At 74.1% G+C, this 17,841-nt stretch carries 13 protein-coding genes; 10 read left to right on the forward strand and 3 right to left on the reverse strand.

The features are described from left to right. Positions 1–128 precede the first annotated feature (128 nt). Positions 129–503 (reverse strand): helix-turn-helix domain-containing protein, encoded by a 375-nt coding sequence (locus H1A17_RS13670; protein ID WP_194822015.1) that lies wholly within the window; start codon positions 501–503, stop codon positions 129–131. Positions 504–573: 70 nt separating this feature from the next. On the opposite strand from H1A17_RS13670, the gene H1A17_RS13675 reads away from it, so the two are divergent. Next, positions 574–984: a RidA family protein gene (locus tag H1A17_RS13675; RefSeq protein WP_194822016.1), complete on the forward strand. Its 411-nt coding sequence runs from the start codon at positions 574–576 to the stop codon at positions 982–984. A 190-nt stretch (positions 985–1,174) separates the two neighbouring features. After that, positions 1,175–3,553: an excinuclease ABC subunit UvrA gene (locus H1A17_RS13680; RefSeq protein WP_194822017.1), complete on the forward strand. Its 2,379-nt coding sequence runs from the start codon at positions 1,175–1,177 to the stop codon at positions 3,551–3,553. 168 nt (positions 3,554–3,721) lie between these two features. On the opposite strand, the gene H1A17_RS13685 is transcribed toward H1A17_RS13680, so the two are convergent. After that, entirely contained in the window at positions 3,722–4,903 is a 1,182-nt protein-coding gene (locus H1A17_RS13685) for an ROK family protein (protein ID WP_145920294.1), read from the reverse strand. Positions 4,904–4,983: 80 nt separating this feature from the next. Here H1A17_RS13685 and H1A17_RS13690 point away from each other — a divergent pair, with 80 nt between their 5' ends. After that, entirely contained in the window at positions 4,984–6,321 is a 1,338-nt protein-coding gene (locus H1A17_RS13690; protein ID WP_145920293.1) for a glycoside hydrolase family 43 protein, read from the forward strand. 47 nt (positions 6,322–6,368) lie between these two features. Here H1A17_RS13690 and H1A17_RS13695 read toward each other — a convergent pair whose 3' ends face one another. Continuing rightward, positions 6,369–7,406 carry a sigma-70 family RNA polymerase sigma factor gene (locus H1A17_RS13695; protein ID WP_145920292.1) on the reverse strand — a complete coding sequence of 346 codons (1,038 nt, stop codon included), beginning with the start codon at positions 7,404–7,406 and terminating at the stop codon, positions 6,369–6,371. Between the two features lie 74 nt (positions 7,407–7,480). Between H1A17_RS13695 and H1A17_RS13700 the strand changes: the two genes are divergently transcribed. The 7 genes from H1A17_RS13700 to H1A17_RS13730 all read left to right on the forward strand — a co-directional run bounded on the left by H1A17_RS13700 (position 7,481) and on the right by H1A17_RS13730 (position 17,828). Further along, positions 7,481–8,311 (forward strand): alpha/beta fold hydrolase, encoded by an 831-nt coding sequence (locus H1A17_RS13700; protein WP_194822018.1) that lies wholly within the window; start codon positions 7,481–7,483, stop codon positions 8,309–8,311. 108 nt (positions 8,312–8,419) lie between these two features. Continuing rightward, positions 8,420–11,497 carry a VWD domain-containing protein gene (locus H1A17_RS13705; RefSeq protein ID WP_194822019.1) on the forward strand — a complete coding sequence of 1,026 codons (3,078 nt, stop codon included), beginning with the start codon at positions 8,420–8,422 and terminating at the stop codon, positions 11,495–11,497. Between the two features lie 331 nt (positions 11,498–11,828). Beyond that, the gene (locus H1A17_RS13710; protein WP_145920289.1) at positions 11,829–12,368 is read left to right on the forward strand and encodes a flavin reductase family protein; all 540 of its coding nucleotides are present in this window, start codon (positions 11,829–11,831) and stop codon (positions 12,366–12,368) included. A 372-nt stretch (positions 12,369–12,740) separates the two neighbouring features. Beyond that, the gene (locus H1A17_RS13715; protein ID WP_194822020.1) at positions 12,741–14,375 is read left to right on the forward strand and encodes an ABC transporter substrate-binding protein; all 1,635 of its coding nucleotides are present in this window, start codon (positions 12,741–12,743) and stop codon (positions 14,373–14,375) included. After that, positions 14,372–15,301, forward strand: a complete 930-nt coding sequence (locus H1A17_RS13720; RefSeq protein WP_145920287.1) for an ABC transporter permease — start codon at positions 14,372–14,374, stop codon at positions 15,299–15,301. Before H1A17_RS13715 ends, H1A17_RS13720 begins: the two co-directional genes overlap by 4 nt. A gap of 2 nt (positions 15,302–15,303) precedes the next feature. After that, positions 15,304–16,194, forward strand: coding sequence for an ABC transporter permease (locus H1A17_RS13725; RefSeq protein WP_145920286.1), 891 nt, complete (start codon positions 15,304–15,306; stop codon positions 16,192–16,194). Further along, positions 16,194–17,828, forward strand: a complete 1,635-nt coding sequence (locus H1A17_RS13730) for an ABC transporter ATP-binding protein (RefSeq protein WP_194822021.1) — start codon at positions 16,194–16,196, stop codon at positions 17,826–17,828. Before H1A17_RS13725 ends, H1A17_RS13730 begins: the two co-directional genes overlap by 1 nt. Positions 17,829–17,841: the final 13 nt, after the last annotated feature.

Below are 17,841 nucleotides of genomic sequence, written 5' to 3' on the forward strand. Positions count from 1 at the left end.
CGGGCCCTCGGGGCAGGGGCTGTGATGCGAAGGGATGACGATCATCGGACGGGTGCTGTCCCGGCTCGTTCGTAGCAGGTCAAACCCCACCGGATGCTGCCGGCGCTGGAGGTGGCGGTCGCGCGCCGTCAGTTGGTCTCGTCGTACGAGCGGCGGGCGGCCTCGATGGCGGGCAGGTGCTGCCCGGCCCAGTCGAGGAGCACGTCGACCGGGTGCCGGAGCGTCTTTCCCAGCGGCGTTATGCGGTACTCGACGGCGACCGGCCGCGACGAGAGGACGTGCCGGGCGACGATGCCGTTGCGTTCGAGCCGGCGCAGGGTGGCGCTCAGTGATTTCTGGGAGACGGCGGGGATGGCGTGGCGCAGCTCGTTGAACCGGGAGGGCCGTTCGCAGAGCTGGTTGAGCACTTCCAGCGACCACTTGTCGAGCACCTGGTCCAGCAGTTCGCGGTGGGGCGGGGTGATCTGGAGGGCTTCCGCCGGCAGGGGTGTGGTTTCGGGCATGACACCTAGTCTCGTTGAAGTTCCCTCGGTGCACCAGGTATCCATGAGATACCTAGAGGGAGGAAATCAGATGGGTGTCCAGCTTTTCTCTGCGCCGGGCATGACGCAGCCCGTTCCCTACCACCACGTCGCGGTGGCGTCGGGGTCGCGCCACGTCCACGTGGCCGGCCAGATCAGCCGGGACGAGGCCGGCCGGCCGGTCGCCACCGGCGACCTGCGGGGTCAGGTCGCCCGAGCGCTGCGCAACACGGGGTACGGGCTGGCCGGTGCCGGGGCGAGCTTCGCCGACGTCGTCCGCCTGACGTTCTACGTGACGAACTGGTCGCCGGAGCGGATCGGTGACTTCATGGCCGGGGTGGAGGATGTGGCGGGGGAGCTCGGCCTGCCGCAGCCGCTGCCTCCGTCGTCGCTCATCGGCGTCGATTATCTCTTCGAGCCGGACGTTCTCGTCGAGGTCGAGGCGACGGCGATCCTGGACTGACTGTCCCGGTCCGGGGGAGACGGGTCGCTCACCATGTCGGTGATCCAGCGGTATCCCACCGCTCCGATACCGCTGGATCTCCGACATCGGGTCGATCATGCAGGGCGGCCCGGGGTGGTGGGGCGGGGCGGGGGAGGATCATGCGGGCAGTGGGGGCGGGCCGGACCCGCCCGACGGAGGGGGAGACGCGATGACGCAGGGCCGCTCGCCGGGGCCGGACGGGGCCGACGGCCACGATCTGATCCGGGTGCAGGGCGCGCGGGTGAACAACCTGCGTGACGTCAGCGTCGAGATCCCGAAGCGGCGGCTGACCGTGTTCACCGGGGTCTCCGGGTCGGGCAAGAGTTCGCTGGTGTTCGGCACGATCGCCGCCGAGTCACAGCGGTTGATCAACGAGACGTACAGCGCGTTCGTGCAGGGTTTCATGCCGACGCTGGCCCGACCCGAGGTCGACGTGCTCGACGGGTTGACCACGGCGATCATCGTGGACCAGGAGCGGATGGGGGCGAACGCCCGCTCCACCGTCGGCACCGCCACCGACGCCACCGCCATGCTGCGCATCCTGTTCAGCCGGCTGGGGCAGCCGCACATCGGCCCGCCCAACGCGTACTCGTTCAACGTTCCCTCGGTGCGGGCCAGCGGCGCGATCACGGTCGAGCGGGGCGCCGGCCGGACGAGGACCGAGAAGGCGACCTTCCACCGCCTCGGCGGCATGTGCCCGCGCTGCGAGGGGATGGGCGCGGTCACCGACATCGACCTGTCGGCGCTCTACGACGACAGCAAATCCCTCAACGAGGGTGCGTTGACCATTCCCGGCTACAGCATGGAGGGCTGGTACGGCCGGATCTTCCGGGGCTGCGGCTACTTCGACCCGGACAAGCCGATCCGCCGGTACACGAAGTCCGAGCTGCACGACCTGCTGCACCGGGAACCCACCAGGATCAAGGTGGACGGCATCAACCTGACGTACGCCGGGCTGATCCCGCAGATCCAGAAGTCGTACCTGGCCAAGGACGTCGACACCCTGCAACCGCACATCCGGGCGTTCGTGCAGCGGGCGGTGACCTTCACGACCTGCCCCGAGTGCGCCGGCACCCGGCTCGGCCCGCAGGCCCGGTCGTCGAAGATCGGCGGGAAGAACATCGCCGACGTCTGCGCGATGCAGATCAGCGACCTCGCCGCCTGGCTGCGGGACCTCGACGAACCCTCGGTGGCCCCGCTGCTGTCCGGGCTGCAATGGCTTCTCGACTCGTTCGAGGAGATCGGCCTCGGCTACCTGTCGCTGGACCGGCCGGCCGGCACCCTGTCCGGCGGGGAGGCGCAGCGGACCAAGATGATCCGCCACCTGGGGTCCTCGCTGACCGACGTCACCTACGTCTTCGACGAGCCCACCGTCGGGCTGCACCCGCACGACATCCAGCGGATGAACAACCTGCTGCTGCGGTTGCGGGACAAGGGCAACACGGTGCTGGTCGTCGAGCACAAACCGGAGGTGGTCGCGGTCGCCGACCACGTGGTCGACCTCGGCCCGGGTGCCGGCTCGGCCGGCGGCGAGGTGGTCTTCGCCGGCACCGTCGCCGGGCTGCGGGACAGCGGCACCCTGACCGGGCGGCACCTGGACGACCGGGCCGCCGTGAAGCCGGCGGTGCGCAGGCCGTCGGGCGTGCTCGCGGTACGCGGCGCGGACACCCACAACCTGCGCGACGTCGACGTCGACATTCCGCTGGGCGTGCTGGTGGTGGTCACCGGGGTGGCCGGTTCGGGCAAGAGTTCCCTGATCCACGGCTCGGTGTCGGGGCGCGACGGGGTGGTCGCGATCGACCAGGGGACGATCCGGGGGTCGCGGCGGAGCAACCCGGCGACGTACACCGGTCTGCTCGACCCGGTCCGTAAGGCGTTCGCGAAGGCCAACGGGGTGAAACCCGCACTGTTCAGCGCCAACTCCGAGGGGGCCTGCCCCGGCTGCAACGGCGCCGGGGTGATCTACACCGACCTGGCGATGATGGCCGGGGTCGCCACCGTCTGCGAGGAGTGCGAGGGCCGCCGGTTCCAGGACGCCGTGCTGGAGTACCGCCTCGGCGGTCGGGACATCAGCGAGGTGCTCGCGATGTCGGTGACCGAGGCGGCGGAGTTCCTCGGCACGGGCGAGGCGCGCACCCCGGCGGCGAACGCCGTCCTCGGTCGGCTCGTCGACGTCGGGCTCGGCTACCTGCGCCTCGGTCAACCGCTCACCACCCTCTCCGGCGGCGAGCGGCAGCGGCTCAAGCTGGCCACCCGGATGGCCGAGCCCGGCGGTGTGTACGTCCTCGACGAGCCGACCACCGGGCTGCACCTCGCCGACGTGGCCCAGCTGCTCGGCCTGCTCGACCGACTGGTCGACGGCGGCACCTCGGTCATCGTGGTGGAGCACCACCAGGCGGTGATGGCGCACGCCGACTGGATCATCGACCTCGGTCCCGGGGCCGGCCACGACGGCGGGCGGGTCGTCTTCGAGGGCACCCCCGCCGACCTGGTCGCCGCCCGGTCCACCCGCACCGGCGAACACCTCGCGGCCTACGTCGGCCGCTGACGCCACCCCCGCGCCCCGCCAGACCCGCGCCGGACCGGATCGGGTCGGGCGGTCGGGCGGTCGGGGGTGCGGACCCCGTCGGTGCCGGGGGCGGCGGGGAGCTGCCGCCGCCGGCACCGGCGGCGGCATCGACGCACCGGGTCGATGTCGCGCCGCGGATGCGGCGGGCTACCGTCCCTGCGTGAGGAAGCCCTCCAGGGCGAGGGTGGCCGCGCCGAGGCTGACCGGGTTGCCGGCGACGGGGGAGCGGACGATCCCGGTGGCGGCGAGCGGGCGGCGCAGCGCGTGCTGGGCGACCACGGCGCGGACCTCGTCGCGCAGCCGGTCGCCGAGCCGGTCGGCGACCCAGCTGCTGAGCACCACGACCTCCGGGTTGATCAGGTTGACCAGGTCGGCGACGGCGACGCCGAGGTAGCGGGCGGTCTCGGCGACCACCTTCGTGGCGGTGGGGTCGTCGTCGGCGAGCCCGGCGGCGAGGGCGTCGAGGGTGGCGGTCTGGTCCTCGGGGTGCAGCAGCGGACTGGTCGGGGCCAGGTCGCGCAGCGTCTGCATGATGCCGGGCGCGCCGACGTACGCCTCGACGCAACCCCGGCTGCCGCACCGGCAGAGCCGGCCGTCGAGGACCAGGGTGGTGTGCCCCCACTCGCCGGCGCTGTTGCTGCTGCCCCGGTAGAGGGTGCCGCCGAAGGCGAGGCCCGCCCCGACGCCGGTGCCCAGGTTGATCACGGCGACGTCGTCGCGGCCCCGGGCGGCCCCGGCCCACAGCTCGGCGAGCACCGCCGCCCGTAGCGGGTTGTCCAGGTGCAGCGGCAGCGGCAGGCGGTCGGCGAGCAGGTCCCGCAGCGGTACGTCGTGCCAGTTCCAGTTGGGCGCGAACACCGACACGCCGCCCTCCCGGTCGACCTGGCCGGGGACGCTGACGCCGACGCCGAGCACCCGGGCCCCGGTGCCGGCCAGGACGGTGTCGATGCCGCTGACGATGTGCCGGACCACCTGGTGCGGGCGGCGTTCCAGCGGGCGCAGCGCCTCCTCGGCGCCGGCCAGCCGGGTCAGCGTGGTGTCGAAGAGGTCGACGTGCACGTACGTCTCGGCGACGTCGACGCCGACCAGCAGGCCGCCGTGCGGGTCGGCGGTGACCAGGCCGCGGGGCCGGCCGCCGCCGGAGTCCTCCCGGCCGGCCTCGGTGAGCAGCCCCAGGTCGGTGAGTTCGGCGACCAGGGTGGCGACGGTGCCGAGGCTGAGCCCGGTGTCGACGGCGAGGCGTTGCCGGCTGGTGGTGCCGGCGGCGACGACCTGCTGGACGACGGTGAGCCGGTTGGCGGAGCGGATGTCGCGGGAGGTCCGGGCCATGGCGCTTATCGCAACACTTACGAAAACCGTTGGCAATAGTGCAGGATGACAACCATCGATTTATTGAGAGAGGTGTGTCGATGGAACGTCTCCGGTACGGCGCTCTGGCGGCGGTGCTCTGCGTGCTCGGTGGCCTGCTGGTCGCCGGGCCGGCGCGGGCCAACGCCGCCGGGCCGGTCCCGCACTACCTGATGACCGCGTTCACCAACAGCAGCGAATCCAACATGTACGTCTACGACTCGGCCGACGCCACCCGGTTCACCCTCCAGCGGGCCAACGCCTACACCCCGCCGTCCGGGCTGGTCCGCGACCCGAGCGTCATCCGGCACACCGACGGCTACTACTACCTCGTCTATACCACCGGCTGGACCGGCAACACCATCGGCATCGCCCGCAGCGCCGACTACCTGACCTGGACCTTCCAGCGCAACGTCACCGTCCCCGTCGCACCGGCCAACGGCAGCACCTGGGCCCCGGAGTGGTTCGTCGACAGCGACGGCAGCGTGCACATCGTCGTCTCCGTCTCGCAGACCGGCACCGCCGGGCAGTTCCAGCCCTACCGGATCACGGCGACGAACAGCGCGCTGTCGGCGTGGAGCGCCCCGGCGGCGCTCAACGGCATCGGCACCAACCACATCGACAGCTTCATCGTCAAGGTCGGCAACACCTACCACAACTTCATGAAGAACGAGACCACCAAGTACATCGAGCACGCCACCGCCCCCGCGCTGACCGGCCCGTGGAGCTGGGTCGGCACCGGCAACTGGGCCGGCTGGGGCTCCGGCCTCGAAGGACCCGCCCTGGTCCGGCTGCCCGACAACCGGTGGCGCATCTACTTCGACCAGTACGGCGCCGGCCGCTACTACTCCGCCGACAGCAGCGACCTGTACGGCTTCACCGGCAAGACCGAACTGGCCGGGCTGTCCGGCACGGTGCGCCACTTCACCGTGCTGCGGGAGAGCGTCGGAGACACCTCCGCCCCGCCCACCGGCAACCGCTCGCTGCGCTCGGCGAACTTCCCCGACCGGTACGTCCGCCACCGCGACAACCTCGCCCGCATCGACGTGCTCGGCAGCGGCAGCCCGCTGGCCGACCGGCAGGACGCCACCTTCCAGATCGTCCCCGGCCTCGCCAACTCCTCCTGCTACTCGTTCCGCGCGGTCAACGGCTCCTACCTGCGACACTGGGACTTCACCATCCGGCTCGCCGGCAACGACGGCAGCGCCGTCTTCGCCGGGGACGCCACCTTCTGCAGCCGGACCGGGCTGGCCGGGGGCGGCAGCTACTCCTTCGAGTCGTGGAACCACCCCGGCCGCTACCTGCGCCACTACGACTACGCGCTGCGGGTCGACCCGTACGCCGCCGGCAGCACCTTCGCCGGGGACGCCTCCTACACCCTCACCGCGCCGCTGGCCTGAGCGTCCGGGCGCGTCGGCCGGTGGGCGGGAGGCACGCCCACCGGCCGTCAGCGGGTGGCCGGCAGGCCGAACGTCGGAAACAGGGTGCCGTCGAGGAACGAGACGAGCTCGGCGATCCGACCGTCGCGCACCGTCAGCACCGTGACCGACCACGGCAGGTGCGGGCCGGTGTCACCCGCGCGCAGGTAGTTGGCGACCGCCGGCTGGCCGTTGGCCGCCACCGGCACGTGCCGCCAACTGCCGCAACTGCCCAACGGCATCGCCCGCGCGAAGTCCAGCACCGCGGCGCGGCCGGCGTACCAGTGCGGCAGCGGCGGCATCGACCAGGTGACGTCCTCGGTGAGCAGGGCGACCAGGGCGTCGGCGTCGCCGTTCTCCAGGGCGGTGGCGTAGCCGGCGGCGACCTCCCGCAGCCGGGCGTCACCGAGGGTACGCAGCGCCTGCTGCTGGCTGCGGGCGGGCACCCGCTCGGCGACGACCCGGCGGGCCCGCGCCAGCGCCGAGTGGACCGACCCGGTGGTGGCGCCCGTCATGGCGGCGATCTCGGCGGCGGTGAAGCCGAGCACGTCGCACAGCAGCAGCGCGGCCCGCTGGTTGCCGGGCAGGTGTTGCAGCGCGGCGACGAACGCCAGCTCGACGGCCTCCCGCTGCTCGTAACGGGCGTCCGGGGTGGCGGGGCCGGCGGCCAGGCCGGCGTCGGGGTACGGGCCGAGCCACCGTACGTGGTCGGCGGCGACGCCGCCCGGCACGGCGTGTTCGCTGGCCGGCCCCAGGTCGACCGGCAACGCCCGCCGTCCCCGCCCGGTCGCCAGGTCCAGGCAGGTACGGGTGGCGACGGTGTAGAGCCACGTCCGCAGCGAGCTGCGCCCCTCGAACCGGGGCAGCGCCCGCCAGGCCCGCAGCAGGGCCTCCTGCAACGCGTCGTCGGCGTCGTGCGGGGAACCGAGCATCCGGTAGCAGTGCGCGTGCAGTTCCGGCCGCAGCGGCGCGACCAGCGCGGTGAACGCGGCGTCGTCCCCACCGCGGGCCCGGGTCAGCTTCGCGTCATGGTCGTCGGCCGTGATCTCGGCAAGAATCGTGCTCACGACCGACGATTCTGCCCCACGCCGGGAGTCTGCACCGTGTAAGAGCCGCACGTCACGACCCGGAGGACCCGATCATGAGCAGTTCCACCACCATGCCGGTGACCACCGCCACCCTGGCCGTCCCCGACGGGACCCTGCACTTCGAGGTACGCGGCCAGGGGCCCCTGGTGGCGCTGGTCGCCGCCCCGATGGACGCCCGGGCGTTCGCCCCGCTGGCCGACCTGCTCGCCACCGACCACACCGTGCTCACCACCGATCCACGGGGCATCCGCCGCAGCCGGCTGCACGACCCGGAGCAGGACTCCACGCCCGAACTGCGCGCCGACGACCTGGCCCGGCTGCTGGCCCACCTCGACGCGGGCCCGGCGGCGGTGCTCGGCTCCAGCGGTGGCGCGGTCACCGTCCTGGCGCTCGCCCAGGCGCACCCGCAGGCGGCGCACACCGTGATCGCCCACGAGCCGCCGCTGGTGCTGCTGCTCGACGACCGTGACGAACTGCTCGCCCGGGAGGACGACATGGTCGCCACCTACCGGCGGGGGGACCGGCTGGGTGCCTGGCGGAAGTTCCTCGCCAACGCCAACATCGTCATGCCCGAGGAGATGGTCCAGGGCATGTTCGGCCGCGAACCCGACCCGCAGGACGCCGCCGACGAGCGCTACCAGTACCTGCACACCCTGCGCGGCACGACCCGCTACCAGCCGGACGTCGCCGCCCTGCGCGACGGCCCGACCCGGGTGCTGGTCGGCCTCGGCGAGGAGTCGGCCGGGGAACTGTGCGACCGCAGCTCCCGCGCGCTGGCCGCCGCACTGGGCGTGCCGCCCACCATGTTCCCCGGCGGGCACATCGGCTTCGCCGACGACCCCGCCGGGTTCGCCGTCCGACTGCGGGAGGTCATCGCCGGGTGACGGTGGGGCGCCGCCGGTCCGGTCCGCGTACCGGGGGCGGTCGGGCGGTGGCGACCGATGCGCGACAGTCACGCGGACGGTGGGCGTCGCGGCCCTAGAGTGCCGCGCATGACGCTGATCGTGCGACTCGTCGGCGGGTGCGCCGTCCTCGTGGCGGTGCTGGCGGCGGGGCCGGTGCCGGCCTCCGCCGCGCCGCCCGCCGGGGGCCTCGGGCTGGACCTGCGGACCAGCACGCCCCGGTACGCCCCGGGCGAGGCGGTCCGGTTGACGCTCGCGGTCACCAACAGGACGCAGGCGGCCTGCACGCTGGCCACCGTGGCCGACGGCACCGTGCAGGTGACCTCGGTCCGCCGGGACGGGCAGGAGCTGACCCCGGCCCTGGGTCGCAGCTTCTACGGCGACGGCATCGGCGCCGCCGCCACCGCCGGCACGGTCACCCTGGCACCGGGGCGGAGCGTGACCGTGCCACTGGTCAGCGTCCGGGTGCACGACGGCGGCGGCGACGACGCCGTGGTGCTGCGGTCGGTGACGGCGACCCCGGACGGCGGCGGGTTGGACACCCTCTGGCCGGTCGGGTCACCCGGCAGCTATCAGGTGACGGCGAGTTGGACGGCGCTGCCGGTGACCGGTCTCGACACCCCGTGTACGGGCGTGACGGCGTTGCGGACCACCGGCTTCACCGTCGGCGGCGACACCGCCGGGCGGGGATGGTGGCGCTGGCTGCTCGGCGGGGCGGTGCTGCTGGTGGTCGTGGTCGGCGGGCTGGCACTGCTGCTCCTGCGGCGGGCCCGCCGTCGCCCGGTCGCCGCCGTGGCGCTGCTGCTCGTCGCCGTCGGGGCGGTCGTCGGCGGGGGCGCCCGGCCAGCCCGGGCCGACTACCAGGTCGACCCGAGCGCCGGGGTGCCGGTCAGCGGCGTCGACTTCCAGGCCGCCGTCGACGGCTGCCTCCAGGGGTTCGCGGCTGCCGGCGGCGACCCGGCGGGCATCCTGCCCCGGCTCAGGGACGCCAAGACCCCCCGGGTGCGGATCATCCCCACCCCCGGCGGATCGGGCTCGTTCGAGACCCCGGACAGCAAGGACGGCAAGGGTTCCTCGACGGTGACCTGGAACCCGACCTCGGTCGAGCCGTACGGCGACGGGGTCGCCCGGGACCCGTGCGCGGCGCTGTACCACGAGCTGAACCACTCCGACGACATCTCCCGCGACGCCGTGCCGCAGGGCGCGTGCGGGGGCACCGGGATCAGGACCGCCGAGGTCAAGGCGACCCTGGCCGAGAACCGGTACCGGGCCGCCAAGGGCCTGCCGCCGCGCACCGAGTACGACGGCAAGACCCTGCCGAAGAGCCTGGACGAGTGCAAGAAGCCCACGAAGAAGACCCCGCCACCCAAGGGGCCGGTGAAACTCTGCGAGGACGGGGGCGACTGCGGCGGCACCAACGGTGACCCGCACCTGGTCACCTTCGACCGGCACTACTACGACTTCCAGGCCGTCGGCGAGTTCGTGCTGGTCGCGTCCACCTCCGGCGACCCGTTGGCGGTGCAGGTCCGGCAGACGCCGATGGGTGACTCGCGGACGGTGTCGGTGAACTCCGCCGTCGGCTTCGGGATCGGCGCGCACCGGGTCGCCCTCACCCTGGTCGACGGCAGCACCGAGGTCCGCGTCGACGGCGCGGCCCGGGTCGTGCCGCCGGGCGGGACGGAGCTGCCCGGTGGGGCCGGGCTCACCCGCCGCGACTCCGACACCGGCGCCGCCGACGGCTACGACCTGCGTTGGCCCGACGGCTCCGCCGCCGCCGTCGACCCGATCGGCCCGTACGGCTACCGGGTGCTGGTGAAGCTCGCCCCGGGCCGGGCCGGGAAGGTACGCGGACTGCTCGGCGACTTCGACGGTGACCCGGCCGACGACGTCGCCGCCCCCGCCGGGGCGGCCCTGCGCCAACCCGTGCCGTTCGAGCAGCTCTACCCGTCCTACGCCGACGGTTGGCGGGTCACCGGGGACGCCTCCCTGTTCAGTTACGCCGACGGGCAGGACACCGGCTCGTTCACCGACCGGACGTTCCCGGACCGGGCGGTGACCGTCGACGACCTCGACCCGGCCCGGCGGGCCCGTGCCGAGCAGGTGTGCCGGTGGGCCGGCATCACCGACGCCCGGCAGCTCGCCGAGTGTGTCCTCGACGTCGGGGTGACCGGCCGTCCCGAGTTCGCGGTCAGTGGCGTCGGCACCGAGCGGGTCGCGCTGCCGGCCGCCGCGCCGATCGCCGCGACCCCGCTCGCCACCGGGTCGCTGACCCCGGGTGGTGCCGCGCTGACCTTCCCCGCCCGGGCCGGCGACGCCGTGTTCGTCGACGTCGGCGCGCCCGGCCTGGCCGACGGATGCTCCCCGTTGCGGCTGCTCGACCCGACCGGGACGGAGGTGGCCAGCGGCTGCACCGTCGGCGGTCTCGGCCACATCGACCGCACCGACCTCACCCGCGACGGCCGGTACGCGGTGGTGGTCGACGCCACCGCCGGCACCGGTCGGGCCACCGTGCGGGTCTACGCGGCCCGGGACAGCACCGGCACCCTGCGACCGGACGCCCCGGCGGTCACCGCGACGCTCGACGTGCCGGGCAGCCGGGCCCGGTACCGGTTCACCGGTTCGGCCGGCCAGCGGGTCTTCGTCGAGGTGCCGCAGAGCACCCTGCCCGACCAGTGTTCACCGCTGGAACTGCTCGACCCGGACGGGCGACAGCTCGACGGCGGCTGTGTCGTCGGCGGCGTCGGCGAGGTCGACGGCACGCTGCTGCCCGCCGACGGGACGTACACCGTGCTGGTGGACCCGGTGGACCGTACCGTCGGCACCGTGGCGCTGCGGCTGTTCGTCACCGGTGACCGGGTCGGCGCGATCACCGTCGACGGCCCGCCGGTCGTCGCCACCGTCGACCGGCCCGGCGCGGTGCTCAGCTACCGGTTCACCGGCACGGCCGGCACGTCGGTGACCGTGACGGCCGGCGACGCCACCCTGCCCGACCAGTGCTCCCCGTTGACCCTGCGCGACGCCGACGGCGCGACGGTGGCCGCCGGCTGTGTGGTCGGCGGCAGCGGTGGCATCGGCGCGACCGTCCTGCCGGCCACCGGCGACTACACCGTCGTGGTGGACCCGTCGGGCGCGGCCACCGGCGCGGTCACCCTCACCCTGCGCCGGTGACGGTCGCCGGGCCCGTCCGGTGCCGGCCGGTCCGCCTGACCCGTCGGTCAGCGGGGGAGGGGCCGGCGCCGGGTGGGGGCTTGAAATCCTATCGATTCGATAGGAAACTGGTCCGGTGCTGCTCGTCCGGCTGTTCACCTCCCGCCGGGTCGTCGACCTGATGCGGGTCGCCACCCAGCGGTGTCCCCGGCCGTCCCCCGCCGCCTGACCGGCTGCGGTCGCCGCACCGCAGCGCCGGCCGTCGTCGCCGCCGGCAGGCAGGATTCCTTACGCCCGCGCGGCGTCCGCCGTGCCGCCGTGACCCTTCGACCCCCGTGCGGGAGGCCGTCCGATGACCGAGTCCGACCATCGTCCACCGCCGGTCGAGGCCGACGCCGACACCCTGCGTACGCTGCTGCGCCACCAGGCCAGCACCGTCGTGGTGGTCACCGCCCCCGGCGCCCCGGCCGTCGGTTTCACCGCCACCTCGTTCACCTCGGTGTCGCTGGCCCCGCCGATCGTCTCGTTCTGCCTGAACCTCGGGGCGTCGAGCTGGCCCACGGTGGCCCGGAGCCGGCACGTGGCGGTGCACCTGCTCGCCCACCACCAGCAGGACCTGGCGCGTACCTTCGCGACCAGCGGCATCGACCGGTTCGCCGCGCCGACCCGGTGGCGGACCGGGCCGGAGGGGGTGCCGATCCTCGACGACACCCTGGCCTGGCTGCTCTGCCGGGTGGTCGAACGGGTGCCCGTGGGCGACCACGCGATCGTGCTCGCCGAACCGGAACTGGTCCAGCAGGCCGACGTGGGGTCGCCGTTGCTCTACCACCGGGGCCGCTACGCCGGGCTGTCCGGTGGCCCGGAGGGTGCGGCCCGGCGGCCCGCCGCCTGACAGACGCAATTCCTGCAAACCCTATAGTATTAGTAGGTATTGCGTCAACGGATCGGCATCCATCGGTGCGATAGCCGACATCCGTCGCGCGTTCCGTTGACACCACCGGCACCCCGGAGGTGGACTCGACCCATGTCCAGCGAGCTGCGGCTGACGATCCGCGGCCACATCGACTTCGGTCGCGTGTGGTCGAGTTCCTGTCTGGCCTGACCCGGCACCCACACCCGGACCCGACGCGCCCCATCGGCCCGTCGAGGTGGGGCTCACCGCCGAGCCGACCGCCGCACCCTCCCCGACACCGCACCGGCCCGCGCCCCACGCCCGGCCGGGTGTCGGCGTACCCGATCGCCTGCCTGGACAGGAGAATCCGTCATGCCCGTCCGCCCGCTGCGGACCCTCGCCGTCGCCGCCGTGCTCGCCCTCGCCGCCGGCTGCGCCACCGCCACCGCCCCGGCCGTCGAGGCCGCCGGGCAACCCCGCCCCGGCGGCGCGCTCACCTGGGCCGTCGAGACCGAACCGATCACCCTCAACCCGCACCAGTACAGCCAGGCCAAGGCCCGCCTGCTGGTCTGGAACAGCTTCGAGTCGCTGCTCACCTACGACACGCGGGGCGCGCTGGTGCCCTGGCTGGCGACCGGCTGGCAGACCACACCCGACGGCCTGACCTACACCCTCCCGCTGCGCGCCGGAGTGACGTTCACCGACGGCACCCCGTTCGACGCCGCCGCCGTCAAGGCCAACCTCGACAAGCTCCGCGAACCCGGGTACGCCCCCGCCGTCGCCGCCGTGCAACTGCGCCACCTCAAGGCCGTCGAGGTCGTCGACCCGCACACCGTACGACTCACCCTGACCGCCCCCGACGTGCTCATCCTCGACTTCCTCGCCTCCCCGCAGGGCGCCCAGGTGTCCCCGAGATCGCTGCGGGAAGCCAGGAACCTCAAGGCCGGCGGCGTCGACGTCGTCGGCACCGGACCGTTCGTGCTCGACCGCTACGTCCCCGGCCGGGAACTGCACTACCGGCGCAACCCCGGCTACGACTGGGCCCCGCCCACCGCCACCCACACCGGCCCGGCCCACCTCGACGAGATCACCTACCGGTTCCTCAAGGAATCCGCCGTCCGGGTCGGCGCCCTCACCGCCAACCAGGTGCAGCTCATCGAGGGCGTGCCCGCCACCGACCAGCCGCTGATCACCGGCAACCCCCGCCTGCGGCTGACCCGCGCGCTGAACTCCGGCTCCGCCTACGCCTACTACCTCAACGTCTCCCACGCCCCCTTCGACGACCTGCGGGTCCGGCAGGCGTTCCGGGAGGCGGTCGACGTCGACACCGTGCTGGCCTCGGTCTACCGGGACACCGCGACCCGGGCGTGGAGCGTGGTCAGCCCGTCCAGCCCGCTCTACGACAAGCGGCTGGAGGGCAGCTACGGCGGTGACACCGCCACGGCGAACCGCCTGCTCGACCAGGCCGGTTGGACCACCCGCGACGCCGACGGCTACCGCACCCGCGACGGCCGGCGGCTCACCGTACGGCTGGTGCAGGCCGCCCCGTACGTGCGGGACCGCCGTGACGTGCTCGCCCAGGCCGTGCAGGCGGCGGTGAAACAGAACGCCGGTATCGACCTGAAGGTCTCCGTGGTCGACCAGGGCACCGCCCAGCAGGCGTTCGACCGCAACGAGTACGAGGTCTTCGACAACTCCCGCGCCGACACCGACGCCGCGGCGGCGTTGAACCTGCTGCTGCACTCCGGAGGCGGCATCAACCGCACCCGGGTCGCCGACCCGCAACTGGACCGGCTCCTGGAGGCCGGGCAGGCCGCCACCGACCCCGCCCGACGCGCCGACAGCTACGCCCAGCTGCAACAGCGGGTCGTGGCCACCCAGGCGCTCGCGCTGCCGCTCTACGCCCCGGCCGACCAGATCGCCGCCAGCACCGCCGTCGGCGGCGTACGTTTCGAGCCCACCGCCGGGGTGCCGGCCAGCGCGTACGACCTGTGGATCGCACGATGATCCTGCTGCGGGCGGCGGCCCGTCGGGTCGCCGCCGGACTCGTCGTGTTGTGGGCCGCCGCCACCGCCGCCTACCTGGCGCTGCTGGCCGCGCCCGGGAACACCGTGGACAGCATCGTGGGCGACGGCGCGGACACCCCGCAGATCCGGGCCCAGATCATCACCGAGTGGGGCCTGGACCGGCCGCCGGTCGTGCAGTACCTCGACTACCTGCGGCGGTTGGCCGGCGGTGACCTGGGCCGCTCCTACCTGCTGCAACGCCCGGTCGCCGAGGTCATCGGCGAGCAGCTCGCCCCCACCGCGACGCTCGCCGTCGCCGCCGCCGGCCTCGGGGTGCTGCTGGCCGTGGTGGCGGCGGTCGGCACCGCCGGCCGTCGCCGGCGCTGGCCGCGCCGGGTCAGCTCCGCAGCCGAGCTGCTGCTGGTCTCCACCCCGCCGTTCCTGATCGGCATCGTGCTGCTCAGCGTGCTGTCCTTCCGGTACGGGCTGTTCCCCGTCGCCGGCGACCAGGGGCCCACCGCCCTGGTGCTGCCGGCGGTCACCCTCGCCCTGCCCATCGCCGGCCTGCTCGCCCAGGTGCTCCGCGACGGCCTGGACCGGGCGCTGGACGAGCCGTTCGTACTGACCGCCCGCGCCCGGGGCACACGGGAACGGACGGTGCTGCTGCGCCACGCCCTGCGGCACGCCCTGCTGCCGGCGGTCACCCTCGCCGGCTGGCTGTTCGGCATCCTGCTCGGCGGCGCGGTCATCGTCGAGCAGGTGTTCGGCCGACCCGGCCTCGGTCAGGTCACCCTGAGCGCGGTGACCAGCAAGGACATGCCGGTGGTGCTGGCCGTGGTGACGCTCTCCGCCGCCGTCTACGTAGTGGTCAACACCGCCGCCGACCTGACCTACCTGCTCGTCGACCCGCGCCTGCGAAGGAGCTGACGATGACCGTCACCCTGGGGCCCACGGCCACCGCCGTCGCGGCGGTCCCGCTCGCCACCGACCCGCCCGCCCCGGCCCGCCGCCGGTCCCGGCCACGACCCGGCCTGCTCGTCGCCGGGGCGTACCTCGTCCTGCTGGTCGTCGCGGCGGTCCTCCCGGCGCTGCCGGCCCCCGGCGACCCGCTCGCCGCCGACCCGCGCGCCGTGCTCGCCGCACCCGACGCGGCACACTGGTTCGGCACCGACCAACTCGGTCGGGACGTGTGGACCCGGGTCGTGCACGGCGCGGGGCACTCGCTGACCATCGGCCTCGCCGCTACCGCGATCGCGGTCACCGGCGGGGTGCTGCTCGGGCTGCTCGCCGGGCTTACCCACCGGTTCGCCGACGAGGCGCTCAGCCGGTCCTTCGACGCGCTGTCGGCGTTCCCCCTGCTGCTGCTGGCGTTGCTGTTCATCACGGTCGCCGGTCCCGGCACCGCCAGCCTGGTCGTCGCCATCGGCATCGCCACCCTCCCGCACCACGCCCGGGTGGTACGCGGGCAGACCCTGCTGGTCCGCCGGGCCGGCTACGTCGAACAGGCGGTCAGCTTCGGCCTGTCCCGGCCCCGACTGGTGCTGCGGCACGTGCTGCCCAACGTGGTCGGCCCGGTGCCGGTCCTCGCCGTGATCGGGCTCGGCGAGGCGGTGCTGGCCGCCGCCGGGCTCAGCTTCCTCGGCCTCGGGCCGCAACCGCCGTCACCGGAGTGGGGCGCGATGCTCTCCGAGGGGCGCAACTACCTCCAGGTGGCCTGGTGGATGACGGTGCTGCCCGGTGCGGCGGTCACCGCGACGGTGGTCGCGCTGACCGTCGTCGGCCGGCACTGGCAGGCCCGCTTCGACGGGCGGCGTCCCTGATGGGCCCGCTGCTCGCCGTCGAGGACCTGCACGTCACCTTCGACACCCCCACCGGCCCGGTGGCGGCGGTGAGGGGCGTCGGCTTCACCGTCGGGGCCGGCGAGTGCGTCGCGATCGTCGGGGAGTCCGGATCGGGCAAGAGCGTCACCGCCCGTGCCCTGGTCGGCCTGGCGGGCGTCGACGCCCGGGTCCGCGCCGGCCGGCTCGACCTCGCCGGCCGGGACGTGCGGGGCTACCGGCCACGGGACTGGCGACGGGTGCGGGGCCGGCTCGCCGGGCTGGTGGTGCAGGACGCCCTGGTCTCCCTCGACCCGCTACGCACCGTCGGCGCGGAGATCGGCGAGGTGCTCGCCGCGCACGACATCGTCGGCCGACGGGAACGCGGCGGCCGGGTCACCCACCTGCTCGACCAGGTGCACGTGCCCGAACCGGGACGGCGGGCCCGGCAGTATCCGCACCAGCTCTCCGGCGGCCTGCGGCAACGGGCGCTGATCGCCTCCGCGATCGCCGGGGAACCCGCCCTGCTCGTCGCCGACGAGCCGACCACCGCGCTGGACGTCACCGTGCAGGCGCAGATCCTGCGGCTGCTCGCCGAACGCCGGGCCACCGGGGTCGGGCTGCTGCTGATCAGTCACGACCTGGCGGTGGTCGCCCAGGTGGCCGACCGGGTCCTGGTGATGCGGGACGGCCGGATCGTCGAAGAGGGGCCGACCGGCCGGCTGTTGCAGGCGCCCCGGCACCCGTACACCCGGCAGTTGCTCGCCGCGGTGCCGTCGGCCTCGTCGCGCGGACGTCGACTCGGCGAACCGGCCCGGTTGCGCGACGGCTGCGCGGTGCCGGTGCTGGGGCGGACCCCGCTGCCGGCGCGGCCCGCCGTGCGGGCGGACGACACCGTGCTCGACGCGGCCGGCCTGACCCGACGCTACGGCCCGCACACCGTCGTCCGGGACGTCTCGTTCAGCGTGGCCCGGGGCGAGACGCTGGGGCTGGTGGGGGAGTCCGGCTCCGGCAAGAGCACGGTCGCCCGGCTCGTCGCCGGCCTGCTCGCCCCCGATGCCGGCACCGTCACCTTCGAGTCGACCCGGTGGTCCGGGGTGCCGGAGCGGACCCGCCGCCCGCTGCGCCGCCGGTTGCAGGTGATCTCCCAGGACCCGCTGGGCTCCTTCGACCCCCGGTACACCGTCGGCCGGCTGGTCGCCGAGAACCTCGATCCGGGACCGGAGCGCACCGACCGGGTGGTCGCCCTGCTGCGCCGGGTGGGCCTCGGCCCGGACCTGCTCGACCGGCACCCCCGGTCGCTGTCCGGCGGGCAACGGCAACGGGTCGCCATCGCCCGTGCCGTCGCCCCCCGACCCAGCCTGATCATCTGCGACGAGCCGGTCTCCGCCCTCGACGTCTCCGTCCAGGCCCAGGTCCTCGACCTGCTGGCCGACCTGCGGGCCGCCGACGGCACCGCCCTGCTGTTCATCTCCCACGACCTGGGCGTGGTGCACCACCTCGCCGACCGGGTGCTGGTGCTGCACGACGGCGCGGTGGTCGAGCAGGGCCCGGTCGGCGACGTCTTCAGCTACCCCCGGCACGACCACACCCGGTCCCTGCTCGACGCGCTGCCCACGCTGGTCACCGCCGGCTGACCGAGGAGGAGAA

It is taken from the genome of Micromonospora sp. S-DT3-3-22 (assembly GCF_015354745.1).
In the GTDB taxonomy this organism is placed as follows: domain Bacteria; phylum Actinomycetota; class Actinomycetes; order Mycobacteriales; family Micromonosporaceae; genus Micromonospora; species Micromonospora wenchangensis.

Coding starts and splice junctions, on each gene's coding strand:
- H1A17_RS13670 (WP_194822015.1), bottom strand. CDS start 503: ATGCCCGAAACCACACCCCTGCCGGCGGAAGCCCTCCAGATCACCCCG.
- H1A17_RS13675 (WP_194822016.1), top strand. CDS start 574: ATGGGTGTCCAGCTTTTCTCTGCGCCGGGCATGACGCAGCCCGTTCCC.
- H1A17_RS13680 (WP_194822017.1), top strand. CDS start 1,175: ATGACGCAGGGCCGCTCGCCGGGGCCGGACGGGGCCGACGGCCACGAT.
- H1A17_RS13685 (WP_145920294.1), bottom strand. CDS start 4,903: ATGGCCCGGACCTCCCGCGACATCCGCTCCGCCAACCGGCTCACCGTC.
- H1A17_RS13690 (WP_145920293.1), top strand. CDS start 4,984: ATGGAACGTCTCCGGTACGGCGCTCTGGCGGCGGTGCTCTGCGTGCTC.
- H1A17_RS13700 (WP_194822018.1), top strand. CDS start 7,481: ATGAGCAGTTCCACCACCATGCCGGTGACCACCGCCACCCTGGCCGTC.
- H1A17_RS13705 (WP_194822019.1), top strand. CDS start 8,420: ATGACGCTGATCGTGCGACTCGTCGGCGGGTGCGCCGTCCTCGTGGCG.
- H1A17_RS13710 (WP_145920289.1), top strand. CDS start 11,829: ATGACCGAGTCCGACCATCGTCCACCGCCGGTCGAGGCCGACGCCGAC.
- H1A17_RS13715 (WP_194822020.1), top strand. CDS start 12,741: ATGCCCGTCCGCCCGCTGCGGACCCTCGCCGTCGCCGCCGTGCTCGCC.
- H1A17_RS13720 (WP_145920287.1), top strand. CDS start 14,372: ATGATCCTGCTGCGGGCGGCGGCCCGTCGGGTCGCCGCCGGACTCGTC.
- H1A17_RS13725 (WP_145920286.1), top strand. CDS start 15,304: ATGACCGTCACCCTGGGGCCCACGGCCACCGCCGTCGCGGCGGTCCCG.
- H1A17_RS13730 (WP_194822021.1), top strand. CDS start 16,194: ATGGGCCCGCTGCTCGCCGTCGAGGACCTGCACGTCACCTTCGACACC.